The 20,812-nt window shown below is 54.5% G+C and carries 22 protein-coding genes; 18 read left to right on the top strand and 4 right to left on the bottom strand.

All coding sequences use genetic code 11. The features are described 5' to 3' along the window. Nucleotides 1-124: 124 nt before the first annotated feature. Complete coding sequence (locus tag CWI35_RS03625) at nucleotides 125-694, top strand: Uma2 family endonuclease (protein ID WP_062898541.1); 570 nt, start codon at nucleotides 125-127, stop codon at nucleotides 692-694. Nucleotides 695-792: 98 nt separating this feature from the next. Next, complete coding sequence (locus CWI35_RS03620; protein ID WP_119877503.1) at nucleotides 793-1,671, top strand: DMT family transporter; 879 nt, start codon at nucleotides 793-795, stop codon at nucleotides 1,669-1,671. A 209-nt stretch (nucleotides 1,672-1,880) separates the two neighbouring features. Here CWI35_RS03620 and CWI35_RS03615 read toward each other — a convergent pair whose 3' ends face one another. Beyond that, complete coding sequence (locus CWI35_RS03615; RefSeq protein WP_021322303.1) at nucleotides 1,881-2,498, bottom strand: trimeric intracellular cation channel family protein; 618 nt, start codon at nucleotides 2,496-2,498, stop codon at nucleotides 1,881-1,883. A gap of 160 nt (nucleotides 2,499-2,658) precedes the next feature. Between CWI35_RS03615 and hflX the strand changes: the two genes are divergently transcribed. The 4 genes from hflX (at nucleotide 2,659) to glnA (ending at nucleotide 7,043) form a co-directional block, all read left to right on the top strand. Continuing rightward, nucleotides 2,659-3,906, top strand: coding sequence for a GTPase HflX (gene hflX / locus CWI35_RS03610; protein ID WP_119877502.1), 1,248 nt, complete (start codon nucleotides 2,659-2,661; stop codon nucleotides 3,904-3,906). 13 nt (nucleotides 3,907-3,919) lie between these two features. Next, a complete protein-coding gene (locus CWI35_RS03605; RefSeq protein ID WP_011230824.1) occupies nucleotides 3,920-5,191 on the top strand; it encodes a methionine gamma-lyase family protein in 1,272 nt (423 codons plus the stop codon). Nucleotides 5,192-5,267: 76 nt separating this feature from the next. After that, nucleotides 5,268-5,669 carry a MerR family transcriptional regulator gene (locus tag CWI35_RS03600; RefSeq protein WP_011230825.1) on the top strand — a complete coding sequence of 134 codons (402 nt, stop codon included), beginning with the start codon at nucleotides 5,268-5,270 and terminating at the stop codon, nucleotides 5,667-5,669. A gap of 39 nt (nucleotides 5,670-5,708) precedes the next feature. After that, nucleotides 5,709-7,043 (top strand): type I glutamate--ammonia ligase, encoded by a 1,335-nt coding sequence (gene glnA / locus CWI35_RS03595; protein ID WP_011230826.1) that lies wholly within the window; start codon nucleotides 5,709-5,711, stop codon nucleotides 7,041-7,043. 63 nt (nucleotides 7,044-7,106) lie between these two features. Here the strand turns inward: glnA and lexA are convergent, their stop codons facing one another. Further along, a complete protein-coding gene (gene lexA / locus CWI35_RS03590; protein WP_011230827.1) occupies nucleotides 7,107-7,730 on the bottom strand; it encodes a transcriptional repressor LexA in 624 nt (207 codons plus the stop codon). A gap of 152 nt (nucleotides 7,731-7,882) precedes the next feature. Here lexA and yneA point away from each other — a divergent pair, with 152 nt between their 5' ends. From yneA to CWI35_RS03545, 9 genes are all read left to right on the top strand, one after another. Next, nucleotides 7,883-8,188, top strand: a complete 306-nt coding sequence (gene yneA, locus CWI35_RS03585) for a cell division suppressor protein YneA (protein ID WP_011230828.1) — start codon at nucleotides 7,883-7,885, stop codon at nucleotides 8,186-8,188. A 19-nt stretch (nucleotides 8,189-8,207) separates the two neighbouring features. Next, nucleotides 8,208-8,861: a YneB family resolvase-like protein gene (locus tag CWI35_RS03580; RefSeq protein ID WP_119877501.1), complete on the top strand. Its 654-nt coding sequence runs from the start codon at nucleotides 8,208-8,210 to the stop codon at nucleotides 8,859-8,861. A gap of 242 nt (nucleotides 8,862-9,103) precedes the next feature. Further along, the gene (locus tag CWI35_RS03575) at nucleotides 9,104-10,468 is read left to right on the top strand and encodes an ISLre2 family transposase (protein WP_119877350.1); all 1,365 of its coding nucleotides are present in this window, start codon (nucleotides 9,104-9,106) and stop codon (nucleotides 10,466-10,468) included. A gap of 237 nt (nucleotides 10,469-10,705) precedes the next feature. Further along, complete coding sequence (locus CWI35_RS03570) at nucleotides 10,706-10,936, top strand: DUF896 domain-containing protein (protein WP_033025135.1); 231 nt, start codon at nucleotides 10,706-10,708, stop codon at nucleotides 10,934-10,936. A 119-nt stretch (nucleotides 10,937-11,055) separates the two neighbouring features. Next, the gene (gene tkt / locus CWI35_RS03565) at nucleotides 11,056-13,062 is read left to right on the top strand and encodes a transketolase (RefSeq protein WP_119877500.1); all 2,007 of its coding nucleotides are present in this window, start codon (nucleotides 11,056-11,058) and stop codon (nucleotides 13,060-13,062) included. A 252-nt stretch (nucleotides 13,063-13,314) separates the two neighbouring features. Next, nucleotides 13,315-13,752 (top strand): sporulation inhibitor of replication protein SirA, encoded by a 438-nt coding sequence (sirA, locus tag CWI35_RS03560; protein ID WP_011230832.1) that lies wholly within the window; start codon nucleotides 13,315-13,317, stop codon nucleotides 13,750-13,752. Nucleotides 13,753-13,841: 89 nt separating this feature from the next. After that, nucleotides 13,842-14,054, top strand: coding sequence for a YneF family protein (locus tag CWI35_RS03555; protein ID WP_011230833.1), 213 nt, complete (start codon nucleotides 13,842-13,844; stop codon nucleotides 14,052-14,054). Between the two features lie 124 nt (nucleotides 14,055-14,178). After that, the gene (locus CWI35_RS03550) at nucleotides 14,179-15,918 is read left to right on the top strand and encodes an ABC transporter transmembrane domain-containing protein (protein WP_011230834.1); all 1,740 of its coding nucleotides are present in this window, start codon (nucleotides 14,179-14,181) and stop codon (nucleotides 15,916-15,918) included. Between the two features lie 89 nt (nucleotides 15,919-16,007). Continuing rightward, nucleotides 16,008-17,786, top strand: coding sequence for an ABC transporter ATP-binding protein (locus tag CWI35_RS03545; RefSeq protein WP_119877499.1), 1,779 nt, complete (start codon nucleotides 16,008-16,010; stop codon nucleotides 17,784-17,786). Between the two features lie 57 nt (nucleotides 17,787-17,843). Here CWI35_RS03545 and CWI35_RS03540 read toward each other — a convergent pair whose 3' ends face one another. Then, complete coding sequence (locus CWI35_RS03540) at nucleotides 17,844-18,023, bottom strand: aspartyl-phosphate phosphatase Spo0E family protein (RefSeq protein ID WP_011230836.1); 180 nt, start codon at nucleotides 18,021-18,023, stop codon at nucleotides 17,844-17,846. Nucleotides 18,024-18,191: 168 nt separating this feature from the next. On the opposite strand from CWI35_RS03540, the gene CWI35_RS03535 reads away from it, so the two are divergent. The 3 genes from CWI35_RS03535 (at nucleotide 18,192) to CWI35_RS03525 (ending at nucleotide 20,005) form a co-directional block, all read left to right on the top strand. Next, the gene (locus tag CWI35_RS03535; RefSeq protein ID WP_033025143.1) at nucleotides 18,192-18,899 is read left to right on the top strand and encodes a cytochrome c biogenesis protein CcdA; all 708 of its coding nucleotides are present in this window, start codon (nucleotides 18,192-18,194) and stop codon (nucleotides 18,897-18,899) included. Between the two features lie 68 nt (nucleotides 18,900-18,967). Beyond that, nucleotides 18,968-19,324 carry a response regulator gene (locus tag CWI35_RS03530; RefSeq protein ID WP_033025144.1) on the top strand — a complete coding sequence of 119 codons (357 nt, stop codon included), beginning with the start codon at nucleotides 18,968-18,970 and terminating at the stop codon, nucleotides 19,322-19,324. Between the two features lie 201 nt (nucleotides 19,325-19,525). After that, a complete protein-coding gene (locus CWI35_RS03525) occupies nucleotides 19,526-20,005 on the top strand; it encodes a CcdC family protein (RefSeq protein WP_407059689.1) in 480 nt (159 codons plus the stop codon). A 189-nt stretch (nucleotides 20,006-20,194) separates the two neighbouring features. On the opposite strand, the gene CWI35_RS03520 is transcribed toward CWI35_RS03525, so the two are convergent. Further along, the gene (locus CWI35_RS03520; RefSeq protein WP_011230841.1) at nucleotides 20,195-20,629 is read right to left on the bottom strand and encodes a DUF2621 domain-containing protein; all 435 of its coding nucleotides are present in this window, start codon (nucleotides 20,627-20,629) and stop codon (nucleotides 20,195-20,197) included. Nucleotides 20,630-20,812: the final 183 nt, after the last annotated feature.

The raw sequence follows: 20,812 nt of genomic DNA, 5'->3' as shown, positions 1-20,812 counted from the left end.
TTGACACACACTCGACAGCGGTGGCGGCCGCTGTTTTTTCTGTCATGACGAGAAAATAAAAATATGAGACGGAACTGGAGCGATGTGATAAGATGAAAGAAAAGCAAGTGAAAGGGGAAGCGCAGTGCAGAAGGAGAAGCCGTTTTACACGTATCGCGACATTGAAAATTGGGAAGGAAATTGGGAACTGATCGATGGTGTTCCCTATTTATTGGCGTCTCCGTCGTTTGAGCACCAGTATGTGGTCGGACAACTGCACCTTGCATTGGCTTTGTATTTTCAGGCGCGTGGCTGTCATGTCATTCTTGCCCCGTTTGATGTTCAGCTTGATCCTGAGGAGCCAGAACGGATGGCGAAAACGGTTGTTCAGCCGGATTTATCAGTTGTTTGTCGGGTTGAGCAAATCGGGAATCGGCGAATGAAAGGGGCTCCCGATCTCGTTGTGGAAGTGCTGTCACCAAGCACCGCCTTGCGTGATCGAAACCAGAAATACTATTTATACGAAAAATATGGTGTGCATGAATATTGGATTGTAGACCCCAGCAATCGAACGATCGAAGTGCTCAGCTGGCAAGATGGACGATTTCAACAGCGAGCGGTTTTCGGGCCAAGCGATGAGTTGGTTTCTTTTTGGCAACCGGATTTGACGGTTTCGCTCGCCCCCGTGTTTCCTCCGGAAGAAAGCGATGTGTAGCTGATGGAGAACAACCTTGTTTGGCTGCCATCTCTGGAAATAACGGCTTCGCTTTTGGTGTCAGCAGCAGAAAGAAGAAAGCAAAGGGGATCGATGTCATGAAGCAAGCCTTTCTCGCTTCCTTCTATTTATCCCTTGCCGCTGGCATTTGGGGCGGGATGTATGTGGTGAGCAAATACGTGTTGGACTACATTCCGCCGTTTACGCTCGTCTGGCTGCGCTACGCCGTCGCCTTGATCGTGCTGGGCGCCGTCGCCGTGGCGAAACGCGAGCGCCCCCCAAAGAACGGGCGTGACTGGGGAATGATTATCACGGTCGGGATCATCGGCTACGTCGTTTCCATTTCCTTGCAGTTTGTCGGCACGAAATGGTCGAACGCCCATACCGCTTCGCTCATCACCGCCTCGACGCCGGCGTTTGTCGTTTTGTTTGCCCGCTGGCTGATTGGTGAGGCGCTCACATGGCGGAAGCTTGGCGCGCTCCTATTGGCGACATTCGGCGTCATCGTCATCGTCGGCTTAGGAGGCGGAGAAGAATCAACGTTTCTTGGCAACGTTTGCTTAGTCGGCGCGGCGGTCACTTGGGCGCTGTTGTCGGTGCTCGTGAAAATCGCTTCGGCCCGCTTGTCCGTGTTTTCGATCACCACGTATGCCATTTTTGTGGCACTCATTGGCATGACGTCGATGATGCTCGCCGAAGGGCCGGGGCTTGCTGCGAGCCATTGGAGTGTTCCCGTCGCCCTTGGGGTGTTGTATCTTGGCGTTGTATCGACAGCGGGAGCATTTTTTCTTTGGAACAAAGGGATGGAAATGATCGATGCCGGCGTCGGCTCGCTCTTTTTCTTTTTCCAGCCGCTCGTCGGCTCGCTCTTTGGCCGGCTGTTTTTACAAGAGCAACTCGATGTCTCGTTTTGGCTCGGCGGGGCGCTCATTGCTGCCGGCGTGGCCGTGGCGGTGCGAAGCGAGCAAAGCGCGTAAGGAAGGCGTCAGCAAACCAAAAGCGAGGAGTCCGCGTTGGGCGCCTTCGCTTCCGTGCTTACGGTTTTGCTTCTTTTCGCTTCCTTCGTACCAAGAGGCAGGGGCAGAGAGGAGCCATACAACGGCTGTCAAACGGAATGGGACGATTTATATACAAAAGTCTATCTTTTCGTATAAATCAATGAGTAGTTGTTGCTTTTGCCGTTTGATCATTGCTCGCCCGCTTTTTCTCCGACCGCCCGCCGCGGCAGCTTCCAGCCGTACGTGTATGACAAAACGCGCAAAGCGGCGACGACAATCAACAGCACATACAGCTCCATGGGCGATTCGGCCCATTTCAGCCCAACGGCGAGGCCGGCGAGAATGGCCCAAGCGGCATAAATTTCTGCGCGCAACACGAGCGGCTTTCTTCCCGCCAACACGTCACGGATAATGCCGCCGCCGCTTCCGGTCAACACCGCGGCGACGATGACCGCGCTTAACGGATGACCCATGTTGACGGCATACAGTGCTCCTTGGATGGCGAACGCGGACAGCCCAAGGGCGTCAAAAAAGTTGCCCCACCGCTTCCACGGCGGCAGCATTTGCTTTGGGAACAAATACACAACTGTCATGGCCGCCAAAGCGACAAGAAAGAGCGGCTGCTGTTCCCATAACGCCGACACGGGAACCCCGATCAGCAAATTGCGCACCGCCCCGCCGCCAAAAGCGGTGACAATCCCTAAAATGTACACCCCAAGCAAATCGTACTCCTCTTCCATCGCGACAATCGCCCCGCTAATGGCAAAGGCGATCGTGCCGATGATGCTCAATACTTCCCACGTCATTCGTGCTGTTCCTTTCCGTACGGTGTTCTTGTATCATTGTAGGGGCAAAAGCGGCGGAAAATCAATCGTTTTTTTGGAACGAACTAGCAGACCGACGGTGGGATTTGGTATCATGAACATAGAGAACATGTTCGCCGCGAGGGAAAGGAAGGGGGATGCCATGAGCCGTGAACAAGCGATCCTTGTCGGCTGCCAGCTCGCTGGTGTCGATGATGAACGGTTTCGCTATTCGATGGAGGAGCTCGCTTCGCTCGTTGCGACGGCGAACGGCGAGGTTGTGGCAGAGGTGACGCAAAAACGTGAAGCGCCGCACCCGGCGACGTATATCGGCAAAGGGAAAACGGAAGAGCTCGCCGCCATAGTCAAGCAGCTGGAACCGGACGTGGTTATTTTCAACAGCGAGCTCTCTCCAAGCCAAGCGCGCAATTTGACGAAAATGCTTGGCGAGGTGAAAGTGATTGACCGGACGCAGCTGATTTTAGACATTTTTGCAAGACGCGCCCGCTCAAAAGAAGGAAAGCTGCAAGTCGAGCTCGCCCAGCTGGAGTATATGTTGCCGCGCCTTAGCGGTCAAGGAGAGGCGCTATCCCGCTTGGGCGGCGGCATCGGCACGCGCGGCCCGGGGGAGACGAAGCTCGAGACCGACCGCCGCCATATTCGCCGCCGCATTGACGACATTAAAGCTGAGCTTGTGCGCATTGCTGAGCATCGAGGGCGCTACCGCGAGCGCCGGCAAAAAAACCAAGCGTTTCAAGTGGCGCTCGTCGGCTATACAAACGCCGGCAAATCAACGATTTTCAATCGGCTGACCGCCGCCGATTCGTTGGAAGAAAACTTGTTGTTTGCCACGCTCGACCCGTTGACGCGCAAATGTGTCTTGCCATGCGGCTACACGGTGCTTGTCACCGATACGGTCGGGTTCATTCAAGACTTGCCGACGACACTTGTCGCCGCGTTCCGCTCGACGCTCGAGGAAGTGACGGAAGCCGAACTATTGCTTCACGTCGTCGATTCGTCTCATCCGGATTACGTTGCGCACGAGCGAACGGTGTCGCGGCTGCTCGCTGAATTAGGGGCTTCTTCCATTCCGATGGTCACGGTGTACAATAAAAGCGATCAAAAAGCGTCGGAATTCATTCCGACAACGACTGCTTCCATCATGATCAGCGCGCTTTCCGCCGCCGACATTGACCGGCTCCGCTATTTTCTTGAAGAGGCGGTGAAACAGCAAATGGCCCGTTACGACGTGTCGATCCCAAGCGGTGAAGGAAAATTGCTCGCTCGGTTAAAATCGGACACCATTTTGCACGAATGGCATTATAATGAACAGGGAGGCACGTACGACTGCCAAGGGTACGTGCTGCCGACGCACCCCTTGTATGGGGAGCTGCAATCATTCCAACGGTAGAAAGGGTTCATCTATGTTTTGGACACAATGGAGACACGGAGAAACCATCGCTCTTCTCATCGAGGAAATCGAAGCACAAATCGCGCCGATTCACCGCCGCATCGATGAACTGGTCGACGTCAACCAATACCGCGTGCTTGAGAGCTTCCGTCGCCATCAAGTGAGCGACGCCCACTTCATTCCGTCAACCGGTTATGGGTATGACGATGCGGGCCGCGATACGCTCGATCGCATTTTCGCTGATGTGTTTGGAGCGGAAGCGGGGCTTGTGCGCCCGCAAATCATTTCCGGCACGCATGCGATTGCGATCGCGCTGTTTGGCGTGTTGCGCCCGGGCGATGAGTTGCTTTACATCACGGGCGCTCCGTACGATACGCTTGAGGAAATCGTCGGCGTCCGCGGCCGCGGCGTCGGCTCGCTGAAAGAGTTTGGCATTCGTTATCGCAGCGTGCCGCTCACAGCGGAAGGGATGGTCGATTTTCCGGCCGTTCGCGAAGCGATCCATGAGCGGACGAAAATGATCGGCATTCAACGTTCGCGCGGCTATGCGGACCGGCCGTCGTTTACTGTCGAAGAGATCGGCGACATGATTGCATTCGTCAAGTCGATCAAACCGGATGTCGTCGTGTTTGTCGACAATTGCTACGGAGAATTCGTCGAGGAGAAAGAGCCATGCCATGTCGGCGCCGATTTGATGGCCGGCTCGCTCATTAAAAACCCGGGAGGGGGCTTGGCGAAAACGGGCGGCTACATTGTCGGCAAGCGGGAATATGTGGAGGCGTGCGCCTATCGGATGACCTCGCCGGGCATTGGAGCGGAAGTCGGTCCGTCGCTTTACAGCTTGCCGGATATGTATCAAGGCTTTTTCCTTGCGCCGCACACCGTGGGTCAGGCGCTCAAGGGGGCGGTTTTTACGGCGGCGATGCTCGAGCGGATCGGACTAAAAACCTCGCCATCGTGGAAGGCGAAGCGCACGGATTTGGTTCAGTCCGTCCGTTTTGACGATCCGGAACAAATGGTGGCGTTTTGCCAAGCGATTCAGGCTTCCTCCCCGGTCAACGCTCATTTCACTCCGTATCCGAGCGACATGCCCGGCTATGAAGACAAAGTGATCATGGCCGCCGGCACGTTCGTCCAAGGGGCAAGCATTGAGTTGACGGCCGACGGGCCGTTGCGCCCCCCATATGTCGCGTATGTGCAAGGCGGATTGACGTATTCGCATGTGAAAATCGCCGTCTGTTCCGCCATTCAGCGTTTGCTTGAACAGCGGTTGATTTGTTTGTGAGGAAACATCACGTTTCATTGACTCATTTCCTAACATTATGGTAAAATAAAGGTATCAAAAGCGAGGAGGAATTGGCATGAGCAGCCAAATTCGTCGTTCCATGCCATTGTTTCCGATTGGGATTGTGATGCAGCTGACCGACTTGTCGGCTCGGCAAATCCGCTATTATGAAGAGCACGGCCTCGTTTCGCCAGCGCGCACTGAAGGCAACCGGAGGCTGTTTTCGCTCAATGACATTGACCGCTTGCTGGAAATTAAAGATTTGATCGACCAAGGCGTCAACTTGGCGGGCATTAAGCAAATTTTTGCCGCGCGGGAGGAAGGACGCCACCAGCAGGCGGAGAAAGTCGAAAAAGTAGGAAAACCGAAGCTGTCGGACGAAGAACTGCGCGAAATTTTGCGGAATGAATTGCTGCAGGCCGGGCGGTTCCAGCGCGCATCGCTTCGCCAAGGAGATCTCGCTCGCTTCTTTCATTAATGACGGAAAATGATTTCCGAGCCGGGGAGGAGTTTGGACATGGCAAAATATACGCGTGACGACATTCTACACATCGTCAAAGAGGAAAATGTCAAGTACATCCGCCTGCAATTCACCGATATTTTGGGCACGATCAAAAACGTCGAAATTCCGATCAGCCAGCTGGAGAAAGCGCTTAACAACAAAATTATGTTTGACGGGTCGTCGATCGAAGGATTTGTCCGCATCGAAGAGTCGGATATGTATTTGTATCCGGACTTGGATACGTTCGTCATTTTCCCGTGGACTTCAGAAAAAGGAAAAGTCGCCCGCTTTATCTGCGACATTTACAACCCGGACGGCACGCCGTTTGAAGGCTGTCCGCGCTATAACTTGAAGCGGATGCTGAAAGAGATGGAGGCGCTTGGCTTCAACGCCTTTAACTTAGGAGCTGAGCCGGAATTCTTCCTCTTCAAGCTTGACGAAAAAGGACACCCGACGATGGAGCTGAACGATCGCGGCGGCTATTTCGATTTGGCGCCGACCGATCTTGGGGAAAACTGCCGGCGCGACATTGTGCTCGAGCTTGAGGAAATGGGGTTTGAAATCGAAGCGTCCCATCATGAAGTCGCCCCGGGCCAGCATGAGATCGATTTTAAATACGCTGATGCCGTAAAAGCGTGCGACGACATTCAAACGTTTAAGCTCGTCGTCAAAACGATCGCCCGCAAACACGGATTGCATGCGACCTTTATGCCGAAGCCGATTTTTGGGATTAACGGTTCAGGAATGCATTGCAACCTGTCGCTGTTCCGCAACGGTGAAAACGCCTTTTTCGATCCGAACGGCGACTTGCAGTTGAGCGATACGGCGCGGCAGTTTATCGCCGGTGTGCTGAAGCATGCGCCGAACTTTACGGCGGTGACGAACCCGACCGTCAACTCGTACAAGCGGCTTGTTCCAGGCTATGAAGCGCCGTGCTACGTCGCTTGGTCGGCGCGCAACCGCAGCCCGCTCATCCGCATTCCAGCTTCGCGCGGCATGAGCACGCGCATTGAGGTGCGCAGCGTCGACCCGTCGGCCAACCCATACTTGGCCATGGCGGTGCTTTTAGCCGCTGGGCTTGACGGCATTCGCAACAAGCTCACTCCTCCGGCGCCAGTGGATCGAAACATTTACGTCATGACGAAAGAAGAACGGCTCGAAGAAGGCATTGTCGATTTGCCGGCAACGCTGCATGAAGCGTTGGAAAACTTGAAGTCCGATGAAGTGATGATTCACGCGCTCGGCAAACATTTATTCGAGCATTTCGTCGAAGCGAAAGAAATTGAGTGGGATATGTATCGGACAACGGTTCATCAATGGGAATTGGACCAATATATGGAACTCTACTGATTCATAAAAAAGCTGCCCTGAAAAAAACGGGGCAGCTTTTTTATGGGCGCAGGCCGGCACGAGTCAGTCGAACAGGCGATAGACGCCGATCACTTTGCCGAGAATCGTGCAGTCGCGGACGATGATCGGCTCAAGATGGGCGTTTTCCGGCTGCAGGCGGATGTGGTCTTTTTCCTTGAAAAACCGCTTCACCGTCGCCTCGTTGTCTTCCGTCATGGCGACGACGATGTCGCCGTTGTTGGCCGATGACTGCTGGCGGACGATGACGTAGTCGCCGTCGAGAATGCCGGCTTCGATCATGCTGTCGCCCATCACTTCAAGCATAAACAGCTGCTCCTCGCCGGCGGCGAGCCGCTTCGGCAGCGGAAAGTAGCCTTCGATGTTTTCCACCGCTGTAATCGGTTGGCCGGCCGTCACCTTGCCGATGATCGGCACCGAGATGATCTCCTCTTTTTCTCTCTCCTTGGCCATATCGTTGTCCAAAATTTCAATGGCGCGCGGCTTTGTCGGGTCGCGGCGGATGTACCCTTTGCTTTCTAGGCGCGCGAGATGCCCGTGGACCGTCGAACTTGACGCCAGTCCAACCGCTTCCCCAATTTCCCGCACCGACGGAGGATAGCCTTTTGTTTTTACTTCCTGTTTAATAAACTCTAAAATTTGCTGTTGTCGTTTTGACAGTTTTGTCATTGTTTCACACCTCTCGCCACATCATTTGCCTTCATTATACCATGCGGAAGACGAAAAAACAAACATAAGTTCGAGTTTTTTATTGACACAAACAAATGTTCCTGGCTATAATGAAGGAAAGCGAACAAACATTCTAGAAAGGGTGGGAGGGAATGAGGAAAACGTTGCTGCACTATGTTTTGTTTTCATTTTTGTTTGCGCTCGTGTTGGCAGGGTTCGTTTACGCCAGCAGCCCGGTCGATAAAAAAGAATACGTGACGATCACGGTCGCTCCCGGCGATACGCTTTGGGGGCTGGCAAAACAGTACGAACAGGAACACCATATGCCGCCTGATGAGTTCATCCGCTGGGTCGTCGATGTCAACCATTTGCCGAGCCCGCGTCTTGCCGCCGGTGAACAAATTGTCATTCCTGTGTTAAAATCAAAGCAGGGCGGCTCGGTGGCCGTCAATCAGTGATGGAAAGAAGGGATTGGCCATGAGGGCGGTCATTTACTGCCGCGTCAGCACGGACAAAGCTGAACAGGAAACGTCGCTCGCGAGGCAACGAGATGAGCTCGAGCAGCTGGCGGCCGAGTGTGGATTTGAAGTCGTGAAAGTGATCGCCGAGCAGGCGAGCGGTTATGAAGCCGACCGCGACGGCGTGTTGGAGCTGCTTTCGCTTTGCGAGGAAGGCGAGGTCGATGTGCTGCTCATTCAAGATGAAACGCGGCTTGGGCGCGGCCATGCGCGCATGGCGGTGCTGCATTGCTTGAAAAAGCAAGGGGTGAAAATATACAGCGCCAGCCACCGCGGGGAGATGCCGCTGTCGGAGGCCGATGAGATGGTGTTATCCATCATCGCTATTGTCGAGGAGTACCAAAGAAAAATACATAACGCCAAAATTAAGCGTGGCATGCAGCGAGCCATCGCCAGCGGCTACCGACCGGAGCGGAACCTAAGGCGCCGGGGCGAAAACGCCGGGCGCGATCGAATCGATCTGCCGGTTGAGGAGATCGTCCGCTTGCGCGAGCGCGGACTGACGTTTGCCGATATCGCCGCGACGCTGCGAAGCTTTGGCTACGAGGCGTCCAAGGCGACCGTCCATCGCCGTTACCAGGAATATATGGACGAGCAACAAAGGCGGCGTTGATTGTGTGCCGCTCCTGGCCCTAAAGCGGCGAGCGGGCAAAGGAAGCCAAGATGTGTGAGTAAAATATTTGTGGGTGACATTCCGAAATGATCCCCGACGAGGGTTGCGAACTTTTGTTCGCGACGCTCGTCGGGGCCACCAAGCGAAGCGCGGTAGAAAAAGCAAATGTCGTGAAAAAAGGACTCTCTCCCTGCTATGATGGTGATTGTCAACATCAACCGAAAACAGGAGGGAGAGAGTCCATGAAACATCTTACCACAGAATGGCCTTTATTAAAAGAGCTGGAGGAACAATTAGTCAGAACTCTTCAAAAGGTGTTCGCTGTCTTGTTGGCGGCCCTTTTGGAGGAGATTGATCAACAACTGGCGGAAGCGCGGGACAAGCGCCGGTATCAGCTGAAAGACAAACGGCCGACCACGATCCAAACGCTGTTTGGAGAAGTGACGTTTCGACGGAACTACTACTATGATCGGCAGGCGGGGGCGTATACCTTCTTGCTGGATGCCGAACTGGGCTTTGATGGAGCGCAGTCGATCAGCCCTTGCCTCGAGGAAACGGCGGTCGAGTTGGCCGTAGAGTGCTCTTCCTACCGCAAAGCAGCCCGTACGTTGGAGTCGATCGTGGGGTATGCGGTCCTAAGCCACGAGGCGATTCGCCAACTGGTGCTGGAGGCCCCTGTCTCGCTGCACCACCCTGTTTCCCAACGGCACGGCCGAGTGCTATTTGTGGAGGCGGATGGGCTGTTTATTTCCCGCCAGGGGAAAGGGAAACGGGCGAAAGAAGAGAAAATCCTGGCGGTTCACGAGGGATGGAAACGAAACGGTTCGCAGCTCGAGCTCGTGAACCGGCGCCACTACCTCCATGAAGGGGAGGGAGACGTGTGGGAACGGTTTGAAGAGTGGCTGATGAACGAATATGCCTATGACCCGTGCCGGGACCTTTTGATCATCAACGGCGACGCGGCGTCGTGGATCACAGCCTGCCGGGAGTATTTTGGAAAGCGGGCCTGCTTTCAGCTGGATCGATTTCATGTGGCGCGGGAGCTGCGTCAGTGTCTGTCCGGCCATCCGCGTTGGCGGGAGGTGCGGAAGAAGCTGGCGAAACAAGACGAAGAAGGACTTTTGGTCGAGCTGAACAGCGCGGTCGGCACGTTGGAGGACGAAGCGAAAGAGAAGCAGATGGCTGCCATGATCCGCCGGATCGAGTCGATGCCGGGATGCATCCGGGACTATCGGGAGTGGCTGTCGGAGCAAGGGGTGGAGACGACCGGCATGCGTCCGATGGGCCACGCCGAGAGCGTGATGAGCCGGTTTGCGCATCGGGTGAAATCCCGCCGCAGCTGGAAAGACCAAGGGCTTCGGGCGTTTCTGAGGGCGATGGCAGCCCGAATCGACGGGATCGGGTGGAGAAAGGGACGGTGGGAGGAGCAAGAGCCCCAGTCGGCCGTCTCGGCCTCAACAAAGTCCAAGCGGATCGAACAGGCCAAACGGAAGGCCGGACGGTTATGGGCAGATGTGGTGCGTCAGAATCTACCGTGTCTGCAGCGGTCATCCGGGACGCCGATCCATCAAGCGTTGTCGGCGCTCCGGGATGGTGGTTGGGTGTAAAAAAATGGAATACAATATCATCACCTCAAGATGAGGGATGAGAGTCCGAAAGCGCTTACGATATTAATTCCTGAAAATGGTTCGCTAACTAGTGATTGACAACGCCCGTAGTGAACCGAAAAAATGTTCTCCACAAAGTCTTGACTGACTCAGCCAAGATGCCATCGTTGCCATCTTCCCGGTTGATCAGATAAGATAAAACAGAGTGAGAATATGGCAGATAGGAGAAGATGATCAATGATTGCCAAACATAAATTAGCCCGCATCAACGAACTGGCGAAAAAAGCGAAAACGTCCGGCTTGTCGGCCGAAGAGACGCTCGAGCAGGCGAAGCTGCGCCGCGAGTACATTCAAGCGTTCCGCAAAGCGATGACCGATATGCTCCATACGGTGACGATCATCGACCCGAACGGCAACGACGTGACGCCGAAAAAATTAAAGGAAAGCCAGCGGCGGCGCTTCCATTAAGTCGCGAAAAAAAGAGACGGCGCCTCGTTTGTCCTGAAGGAGAAAATAAACGTTGTACAAGGAAGCCGATTTTCTATATGATAGTAAATGACACCATGTTGATGAAAAGGAGGAAGACGATGGCGCATTCAATCGAGGAGTTGGCGATTACGACGATTCGAACGCTGTCGATTGACGCGATCGAAAAGGCCAAATCCGGACATCCGGGCATGCCGATGGGCGCGGCGCCGATGGCGTACACGCTTTGGACGAAATTTATGAACCATAATCCGGCAAATCCAGGTTGGTTCAACCGCGATCGGTTTGTCTTGTCAGCCGGGCACGGGTCGATGTTATTGTACAGCTTGCTTCATTTAAGCGGATATGATGTATCGATGGACGACTTGAAACAATTCCGTCAATGGGGAAGCAAAACGCCGGGCCATCCGGAATACGGCCATACGCCGGGCGTGGAAGCGACGACCGGACCGCTCGGCCAAGGGATTGCGATGGCGGTCGGCATGGCGATGGCGGAACGGCATTTGGCCGCTACATACAACCGCGACGGGTTTGAGATCATCAACCATTATACGTACGCCATTTGCGGCGACGGCGATTTGATGGAAGGAGTGGCGAGCGAAGCCGCGTCACTCGCCGGCCACTTAAAGTTGGGCCGCCTGATCGTCCTGTATGACTCGAACGACATTTCGCTAGACGGGGAGCTCAACTTGTCGTTCTCGGAAAACGTCGCCCAACGTTTCCAAGCGTACGGCTGGCAATATTTGCGCGTTGAGGACGGCAACAATATTGAAGAAATCGCCAAAGCGCTCGAGGAGGCGCGGGCGGACCTCAGCCGGCCGACGCTCATTGAAGTAAAAACGACGATTGGCTACGGCGCGCCAAATAAAGCGGGCACGTCCGGCGTCCATGGCGCTCCGCTCGGCGCGGAAGAGGCGAAGCTGACGAAGGAAGCGTACCGCTGGACGTTTGCCGAAGATTTTTATGTACCGGAAGAAGTATACGCCCATTTCCGGGAAAAGGTGCAAGAGCCGGGGGCGAAAAAAGAAGCGGAATGGAATGAACTGTTCGACGCTTATGAGCAGGCGCATCCGGAGCTGGCTGCCGAGCTGAAGCGGGCGATTGAAGGGAAGCTTCCGGATGGCTGGGAGACGGCGCTGCCGGTGTACGAAGCGGGCAAAAGCCTGGCGACCCGCTCATCGTCCGGGGAAGTGATCAACGCCATCGCCAAAGCGGTGCCGCAATTGTTTGGCGGTTCGGCGGACTTGGCAAGCTCGAATAAAACGCTCATCAAAGGCGGCGGCAACTTCTTGCCGGACAGCTACGAAGGGCGCAACATTTGGTTTGGCGTGCGCGAGTTTGCCATGGGGGCGGCGCTGAACGGCATGGCGCTTCACGGCGGGTTGAAAGTGTTCGGCGGCACGTTCTTCGTGTTCTCCGACTATTTGCGTCCGGCGATCCGCTTGGCAGCGCTGATGGGCTTGCCGGTCATCTACGTCTTGACGCACGACAGCATCGCCGTCGGCGAAGACGGACCGACGCACGAACCGATCGAACATCTCGCTTCGCTTCGGGCGATGCCGAACTTGTCGGTCATCCGTCCGGCTGACGCGAACGAAACGGCGGCAGCGTGGCGGATGGCGCTCGAATCGACGGACAAGCCGACCGCCCTCGTCTTGACGCGTCAAGATGTGCCGACATTGGCGACAACAGCTGAGTTGGCGTATGAAGGCGTGAAAAAAGGTGCGTACGTCGTTTCACCGGCGAAAAACGGCGCTCCGGAGGCGCTGTTGTTGGCGACTGGCTCGGAAGTCGGTCTGGCCGTCAAAGCGCAAGAAGCGCTCGCCGCTGAGGGCATCCATGTCTCCGTCATCAGCATGCCATCGTGGGACCGCTTCGAAGCGCAGCCAAAATCGTACCGCGATGAAGTGCTTCCGCCGGCCGTGACGAAGCGGCTCGCCATTGAAATGGGCGCGTCGCTCGGTTGGGAGCGCTACGTCGGCGCCGAGGGCGACATTTTGGCCATCGACCGATTCGGTGCTTCCGCTCCGGGAGAGAAAATCATGGCCGAGTATGGCTTTACGGTTGACAACGTCGTCCGCCGCACAAAAGCGCTGCTCGGCAAGTAACCGGGAAAGCTGCCCTTGCGTTGTTGCAGGGGCAGCTTGTTTTTGTGAAAGATGGCTGCGCATTGGTCAAGCATTTTCGGGGTTGGATCGAGGGCAAAGGCTTGTTTATGACATGTTGGCCTGTTTGCGGCGGCATGGCCACCGCAAACAAAAATCGACAATGTTAGTGAAAAAACTTGCCGTTAATAGACATATTTTTCCCCTTTCCTTTTCTATAATAGAAAATAGATGAACAGAAATGGGGGATGGGGCATGGTCCGCTATTGGATTTATTTGTTGAATGACGATGTGGCGTCGCATTACCGCCATCGGGCAGAAAAAATTGTCGAACTGCTTCGTGAGCATCAATACGCGAAAGCGCCGCTGAAGGCGATTTGCCGCAAGCAAGTCGAATTTATCACCGAACGGCTGTCATTTTCGCGCCTGGAACTTGGCTTAAAGCAATATTTTGCCGGCCGCGTCGGCAAAAATTTGGAGCGCAATATGTTTGTTTTGCAAAACGACGCCGGCGAGGAAGCGTTGCTTGTCGTGCAAAAGCGCCGCTTGCTTCTTGTCGCTGACAGCGCGCCGCTTGCCGCGGACATCGGGCGGGCGCTCGCTCGGCTTTCGCCGACGTTTTTGGCGGTCGACGCCGATTTTGTCGATTACTACTGGCTGTCTGCGCCTCGGCAAGGAAGAAAATTTGCGTAATGAAAAGATTTTTGTCGCGAAATATTGTCTAATGACGCATCGTTTAGTACACTGTTAGGGAGACAACAAGAAGGAGGAAAATCGCTGTTATGTGGGGTACGATTCTCGTTGGCGTGCTGGCGCTCATCGCCGGGGTGGCGATCGGATTTTTCGTCGCCCGCAAAACGATGATCAATTATTTGAAGAAAAACCCGCCGATCAATGAACAAATGATTCGCATGATGATGATGCAAATGGGCATGACTCCGTCGCAGAAGAAAATCAATCAGATGATGAAAATGATGAACAATCAACTGAAATAAGCGAAACGGACACTCGATCGAGAGTGTCTTTTTATTTTGCCAAAATGTTCTTTCAAAATTTTTCTAGTTTTGTTACAATAATATGGCGATTGTTCGTCAGCCAAATGAAAGGAGGGCGGGCCTTATGCGCGTGTTTCGCGATTTGTTTTGGTTTTTCCGTCAAGAAAAGAAGGCGTATATCACCGGCATTTTCGTGCTTGTCATCGTGGCGTTTTTGGAGACAGTCCCGCCGAAAGTGATCGGCTTGTTGGTCGATCATGTGAAAAACGGCACGATGACAAAAGAAGTGCTCATCCGCTGGATCGCCGTCCTCGCCGCCGTTGCGGCGGCGCTTTACGGGCTCCGCTACGCTTGGCGCATTTTCATTTTCGGTTCGGCGGTCAAGCTTGCCCGCCAGCTGCGCAACGAGCTGTATCAGCATTTTACGAACATGTCGCCGTCGTTTTACCAGCGGAAGCGGATCGGCGATTTAATGGCCCATGCGACCAACGATTTGCAAGCGATTCAGCAGACGGCCGGAAGCGGCATTTTGACGCTTGTTGACTCGGTGACGCTTGGCGGGTTTGTGTTGGCAACGATGGCGTTTTCGATCAGCTGGAAGCTGACGCTCATCAGCCTATTGCCGATGCCCGTGATGGCGGCGGCGACGAGCCGCTATGGGACGATGCTCCATCGTCGGTTTTTAACGGCGCAAGCGGCGTTTTCGTCGCTGAACGACAAGGTGCAGGAAAGCGTCAACGGCATCCGCGTCATCAAGGCGTTCGGCTATGAGGAACACGATGTCGAGGCGTTTCGCCGTCAATCGGAAGACGTCGTGGCGAAAAACGTTGCCGTCGCCAAAATTGACGCCTTGTTTGATCCGACGATCGGGCTGCTTGTTGGGCTGTCATTTTTTCTCGCTGTGGCGTTTGGCAGCCAAATGGTTTTGGCGGGCGAATTGACGATCGGCGAGCTTGTGTCGTTTACGACCTACCTTGGCCTGCTTATTTGGCCGATGTTGGCGTTCGGCTGGCTGTTTAACATTGTTGAGCGAGGGCGTGCTTCGTACGACCGGGTGCGGGCGCTGTTGGCTGAACAAGATGAAATCAACGAACGTCCGGATGCCCTTCACATCGCTCCGCAAGGCGACATTGAGTATGATGTTCGTCAATTTGCCTATCCGGGCGAGGCGAAGCCGGCGCTTCGGGGCATTCGTTTTCAGCTCAAGCGTGGGGCGACGCTTGGCGTCGTCGGCAAAACGGGGGCGGGAAAAACGACGTTGCTTCGCCTGCTGCTGCGCGAGTTTGACGGCTATGACGGCGAGATTCGCTTCGGCGGCCGCGACATCCGCGATTATACGCTTTTCGCGCTCCGTTCGGCGATCGGCTACGTGCCGCAAGACCATTTCTTGTTTTCTGCCTCCATCCGCGACAACATCGCCTTTGCCAAGCCGGAAGCCGGAGAGGACGAGGTCGTACGGGCGGCGCGGCTGGCCGACATTCATGATGACATTTTGCAGTTTCCCGACGGGTATGAGACGGTCATCGGAGAGCGCGGCGTTTCCCTATCCGGTGGGCAAAAACAGCGGCTGTCAATCGCCCGGGCGCTTCTCATTGACCCGGAAGTGCTCATTTTTGATGACGCGTTGTCGGCCGTGGATGCGAAGACCGAGGCGCGGATTTTAGCGGCGCTCAAACAGGAGCGGCGCGGAAAAACGACGATCATCGCCGCTCACCGTTTAAGCGCGGTTGAGCATGCCGATTGGATTCTCGTCCTTGACGGGGGGCGAATTGTGCAGGCCGGAACGCACGAGCAGCTGATGGCAGAAGGCGGCTGGTATCGTGACATGCACCGACGCCAGCAGCTTGAGGCGCTTGCGGAGTAACAACAGGTCTGAACGTTCGAGCTCTCGCCAAAAACGAGCGGAGCGAAAAGCCTGAAAATACAAGTTGTTTGTAAGATAGGGGGAAGTGGATGAACGACCGATGGTTGACAACAAAAGAGCAGCGGCGCGTCTTATGGCGGCTGCTCGCTTATATGGGAAGATACAAAAAAGAAACTGCGCTTGCGTTTGCGCTTCTTCTGTTGGCAACGGCCGGGGAGCTTTCCGGCCCGTATTTGGTGAAAGTGTTCATTGACGACTATTTGGTGCCGGGCCGCCTCGCTTTTGGACCGGTGGCGGCGCTGGCCGCCGCCTATCTCGGCGTGCTCGTCTTGAAAACGATCATTTCCTACTTCCAGCTTGTCGAGTTTCAGCGGCTCGCTTTGTACGTCATTCAAGCGCTGCGGATGGATGTGTTTGCGAAAGTGCACCGGCTCGGGATGAGCTATTTTGACCGGACGCCGGGCGGAAGCATCGTTTCGCGGGTGACGAACGATACAGAAGCGATCAAGGACATGTTCATCAGCGTCCTAGCGGCCTTTGTGCAAAACGGCTTGTTTGTCATCGGCGTGTTTGTCGCCATGTTTTCGCTTGACGCCAAGCTTGCGTTGTTTTGCCTGTTCATCCTCCCGGCGATCGCGTTCATCATGCACACATACCGCCGCTACAGCTCAGTGTTTTATCAAGAGATGCGCGAACGGCTGAGCGAACTGAACGCCAAATTGAACGAATCGCTGCAAGGAATGGCCGTCATTCAAGCGTTCCGCCAGCAGCGCCGTTTATATCAAGAGTTTGCCGCCGTCAATGAAGCGCATTACAAGGCGGGGATGAAAAACATCCGCCTCGATGGACTGCTGCTTCGGCCGGCGATCGATATGGTGTATATGTTGTCGATCATGGTCGTGCTCAGCTTTTTTGGCATCACGGCGCTTGATGGCCCAGTTGAGATCGGCGTGCTGTATGCGTTTGTCAACTATTTGGAGCGCTTTTTCGAACCGGTGACGCAAATGATGATGCGCCTGTCTCTTTACCAGCAGGCGATCGTTTCCGCCTCTCGCGTGTTTGCCCTTCTTGATCATCAAGAAGAGGCGCCGGCCAATCCAAATTGGTCGCCGCATGTGATCGAGCGCGGGGAAATCGAATTTCGTGATGTCAGCTTTTCCTACGACGGCAAACGGGATGTGCTGAAACGGCTGTCGTTTGTCATCCGTCCAGGGCAGACGGTCGCGTTTGTCGGCCATACCGGCAGCGGCAAAAGTTCGATCATCAACTTGCTCATGCGCTTTTATGAGTTTGACCGCGGCAATATTTTGCTTGACGGCCGGTCGATCCGCGATTACTCGCGCGCTGAGCTGCGCCGCCGCCTCGGCCTTGTCTTGCAAGATCCGTTTTTGTTTTACGGGACGGTCAAAGAGAACATTCGCATGTATAATCAGGAATTGGACGACGAAGCCATTAAGGAGGCCGCCCGGCTCGTGCAGGCCGATGCGTTTATTGAGCAATTGCCCGGCGGCTACGACCATGTGCTCGCCGAGCGCGGGGCGACGTTATCAAGCGGTCAGCGCCAGCTTCTTTCCTTTGCCCGCACGATCGCTGCTGATCCGAAAATTTTGGTGCTCGATGAGGCGACCGCCTATATTGACACCGAAACAGAGGAAGCGATTCAAGATGCGCTCATGCGCATGCGGAAAGGGCGGACAACAATCGCCATCGCCCACCGCCTATCGACGATCCAAGACGCCGATCAAATTTTCGTCCTCCACCGCGGCGAAATCATCGAGCGCGGCACGCATCAGCAACTGCTGGCGCAAAAAGGGCTTTACTACCAAATGTACTTGCTGCAAAACGGCCTTGTCGACGCCCATGCGTAAATGGCGGCGTTTTGCCGCCCCTGCTTGGAACAAAAAGAAGAAAGCGCCCTGTCCCGTCTAGCGGGAGGCGCTTTGCTTTCGCCGCTTGGTTTGTTCGCGTTGATAGGCGTTGAGCAACGTGTCAAGTTCTTTGCTGATTTTCATGGCCGCCGCCGAGTTTAACCCTGTTTTGGCCACCGTGTCGACAAGCTCCATCCGCTTTTGTTCAATCAAGGTCAACAATTTGCATTTCGGCACGAATCGACCGTCCTTTGCTTGAAGTATTGTGTATGGTGCTTTATACTATTTTATCAGTGAACGCAAAAATGGAAAATAGAAAAATTGACCAGGAACAATGAGAAACACGTTACGGGAAGAAGGAATTCTGCTAAAATAAAAAGTAAAAAAGCAGGGGCTGGTTCACCAATGAATGATCTCAATCTATTTTTAGCGTTCGGCGCCGGGTTTTTGTCGTTTATTTCCCCGTGCTGCTTGCCGCTTTATCCGGCGTTTTTATCGTATATCACCGGCGTGTCGGTCAGCGAGCTGAAAGAGGAAAACGCCATGCTCAACCGCCGCAGCTTATGGCATACGCTTTGCTTTTTGCTCGGCTTCTCGCTCATTTTTATCTCGCTTGGCTTTGGCACCTCGCTGCTTGGAAGGCTGTTTGTTGATTATCAAGATGCGATCCGGCAAATCGGCGCGGTCGTGATCGTCGCTCTCGGCCTCGTCGTCGCCGGGCTGTGGAAGCCGGCGTTTTTGCTGAAAGACCGGCGCATTTCGTTTCGTGAACGGCCACCGGGATATGTCGGCTCCGTGCTGATCGGCATGGCATTCGCCGCCGGTTGGACGCCGTGCATGGGGCCGATTTTAGTGGCGGTTGTCGCTCTAGCCGCCACCAACCCGGGCTCAGGAATGGTGTATATGCTTGCTTATACGCTCGGATTTGCCGTTCCGTTTTTCATTTTGTCGTTTTTTATCGGCAAGCTGCAATGGATCCGCCGCCATAGCGCATCCATCATGAAGGCGGGCGGCTATGTCATGGTGGCGATGGGCGTCGTTTTGTACTTTGACTGGATGACAAAGCTGATTGCTTATACGACAAGCTTGTTTGGCGGATTTACTGGCTTTTAGCGGCGATGGAGCCGCCCTTTGTGCGGCTGTTGTTGGAGGAATATCGTTGAGGAGAGGATGGTGGAAAGATGGCTGCCATTTTAATTGCTGACGATGCGAAGTTTATGCGGGTAACGCTGGCGCGCATACTGGAAAAAAAGGGTCACACCGTAGCCGGTGAGGCGGAAAACGGCAAAGAGGCGGTCGAGCTGTATCGCCGGCTGCGCCCCGATCTTGTCATCATGGACATTACGATGCCGGTCATGAATGGGATTGAAGCGGTGCGGGCGATTAAGGAGATCGATCCGGGGGCGAAAATCATCATCTGCTCGGCGCTCGGGCAGCAGCGTATGGTTGTTGAGGCAATTGAAGCCGGAGCGGCCGACTTCATCGTCAAGCCGTTTGAAGAAACCCGCGTGCTCGAGGCGATTGCCCGTCTTTTGTAAGCGGGCTTCGGCTCCGTACGGCATAGGAAGGCGCCGGCTTATGACCGCTGGAAGACAACTGGCTGCGTTCCTCTTGGCAAGCGAGAGGGATGAAGCGAGCGCGATGTTTGGCGAAGGCGGGGGCGGCTGGAGAGGACGGTAGGCAAGCGGAGCGGTTTTTGCTATAATAGCGTTGTCCGTGAATTTTGTCGGAAGAAGGTGATGGCTTTGGCGTTCATTACATCGCTCATCGCCGTTGTGATGGCGTTTTTCATCTTTTTTGTGCGCATGAAGGCGTCGGAAAAGCCGACGAATGCCAAAAAAATTATTTTGCCGCCGCTGTTTATGAGCACCGGGGCGCTGATGTTCATCGATCCGGTCTTTCGCGTTACGCGCGGGGAGCTCATCGAAGCGGTCATTCTCGGCCTGTTTTTCTCGCTGTTTCTCATTAAAACGTCAAAATTTGAAATCCGCGGCAACGATATTTATTTGAAACGCTCAAAATCCTTTATTTGGATTTTGCTCGGGCTGATTGTCATTCGCCTTGGCTTGAAAACGTATTTAGGACGAACGATCGACTACCGCCAGTTAAGCGGCATGTTTTATTTGCTCGCGTTTTCGATGATCGTCCCATGGCGGATTGCGATGTACGTTTCGTATAGAAAGCTGGCGGCGCAGCTGAAACCGCCAGTGCTAACATAAAGAGCTGTCCCGCTGATGGACAGCTCCCTTTTTTGTTGCGCCAAGCCACTTCACTTCGCTTCCCTGGAATTGTCCCGCAGACGGAGCTGAAGTCGTCGGTCCCGGCCTAAAAAGCTGCTTGTTTGGGCCGCTTTTTTCATGCTGAAACAGACGAAAGCCGCCGGCCAGCCTTAGACGAAAGGCGGAACGTCAGCGGCTTTCCAATAAATGTTTATAAGGGGCGAGATCGATGTTCTTCGCCTGCAATGTCCGGATTAAAAACTTATGGTCGCGCTTAGGGGTTGCGATGATGTAGCCGCGGATCAGCAAGTCGCGTGTGATGCGCGGCGCCTGCTCTTTGAGCGCAAGCTCGCCGATTTTGCCGGCGATCTTTTGCCGCGCGACGTCGCGGAACAATTCCGGCACAGGGCGAACCAATTCCTCAAGCAGCGCTTTTTCTTCTTCCCCCCATAAATGGCGCGTCTGTTCAATGTAATATTCCTGCCAGTCGAGCTCCGATTTCCCATCTTCTTTCGGCAGCCGCTTCAAAAACTTGCGGAACATGAAAAAGCCGCCGATCGACATCATGACAAGCAAAAAGACGACCCAAAGCAAAATAAACCAAAGAAACCATCCGGTCAGCACGATCCCCACCCCAACATGATGATCAACTGTTTTGCCATAGGCAAGATTCGTCTACTATTATGTCGAAAAGCTTGCTGTTTGGCAAGTTTCAAACGGCGGCTTGTTACGAACCGTAACGCAACTGTAATGCAACTGTAAAAAAGCTTGTCCCGCCTTACAGCGCCAATGGATTGAAAGCCGCCG

Source organism: [Bacillus] caldolyticus (genome assembly GCF_003595605.1).
Classification (GTDB): domain Bacteria; phylum Bacillota; class Bacilli; order Bacillales; family Anoxybacillaceae; genus Geobacillus; species Geobacillus thermoleovorans.
The sequence above is the reverse complement of the archived record's forward strand: the minus strand, read 5'-3'. Positions and strand labels throughout refer to the sequence as shown.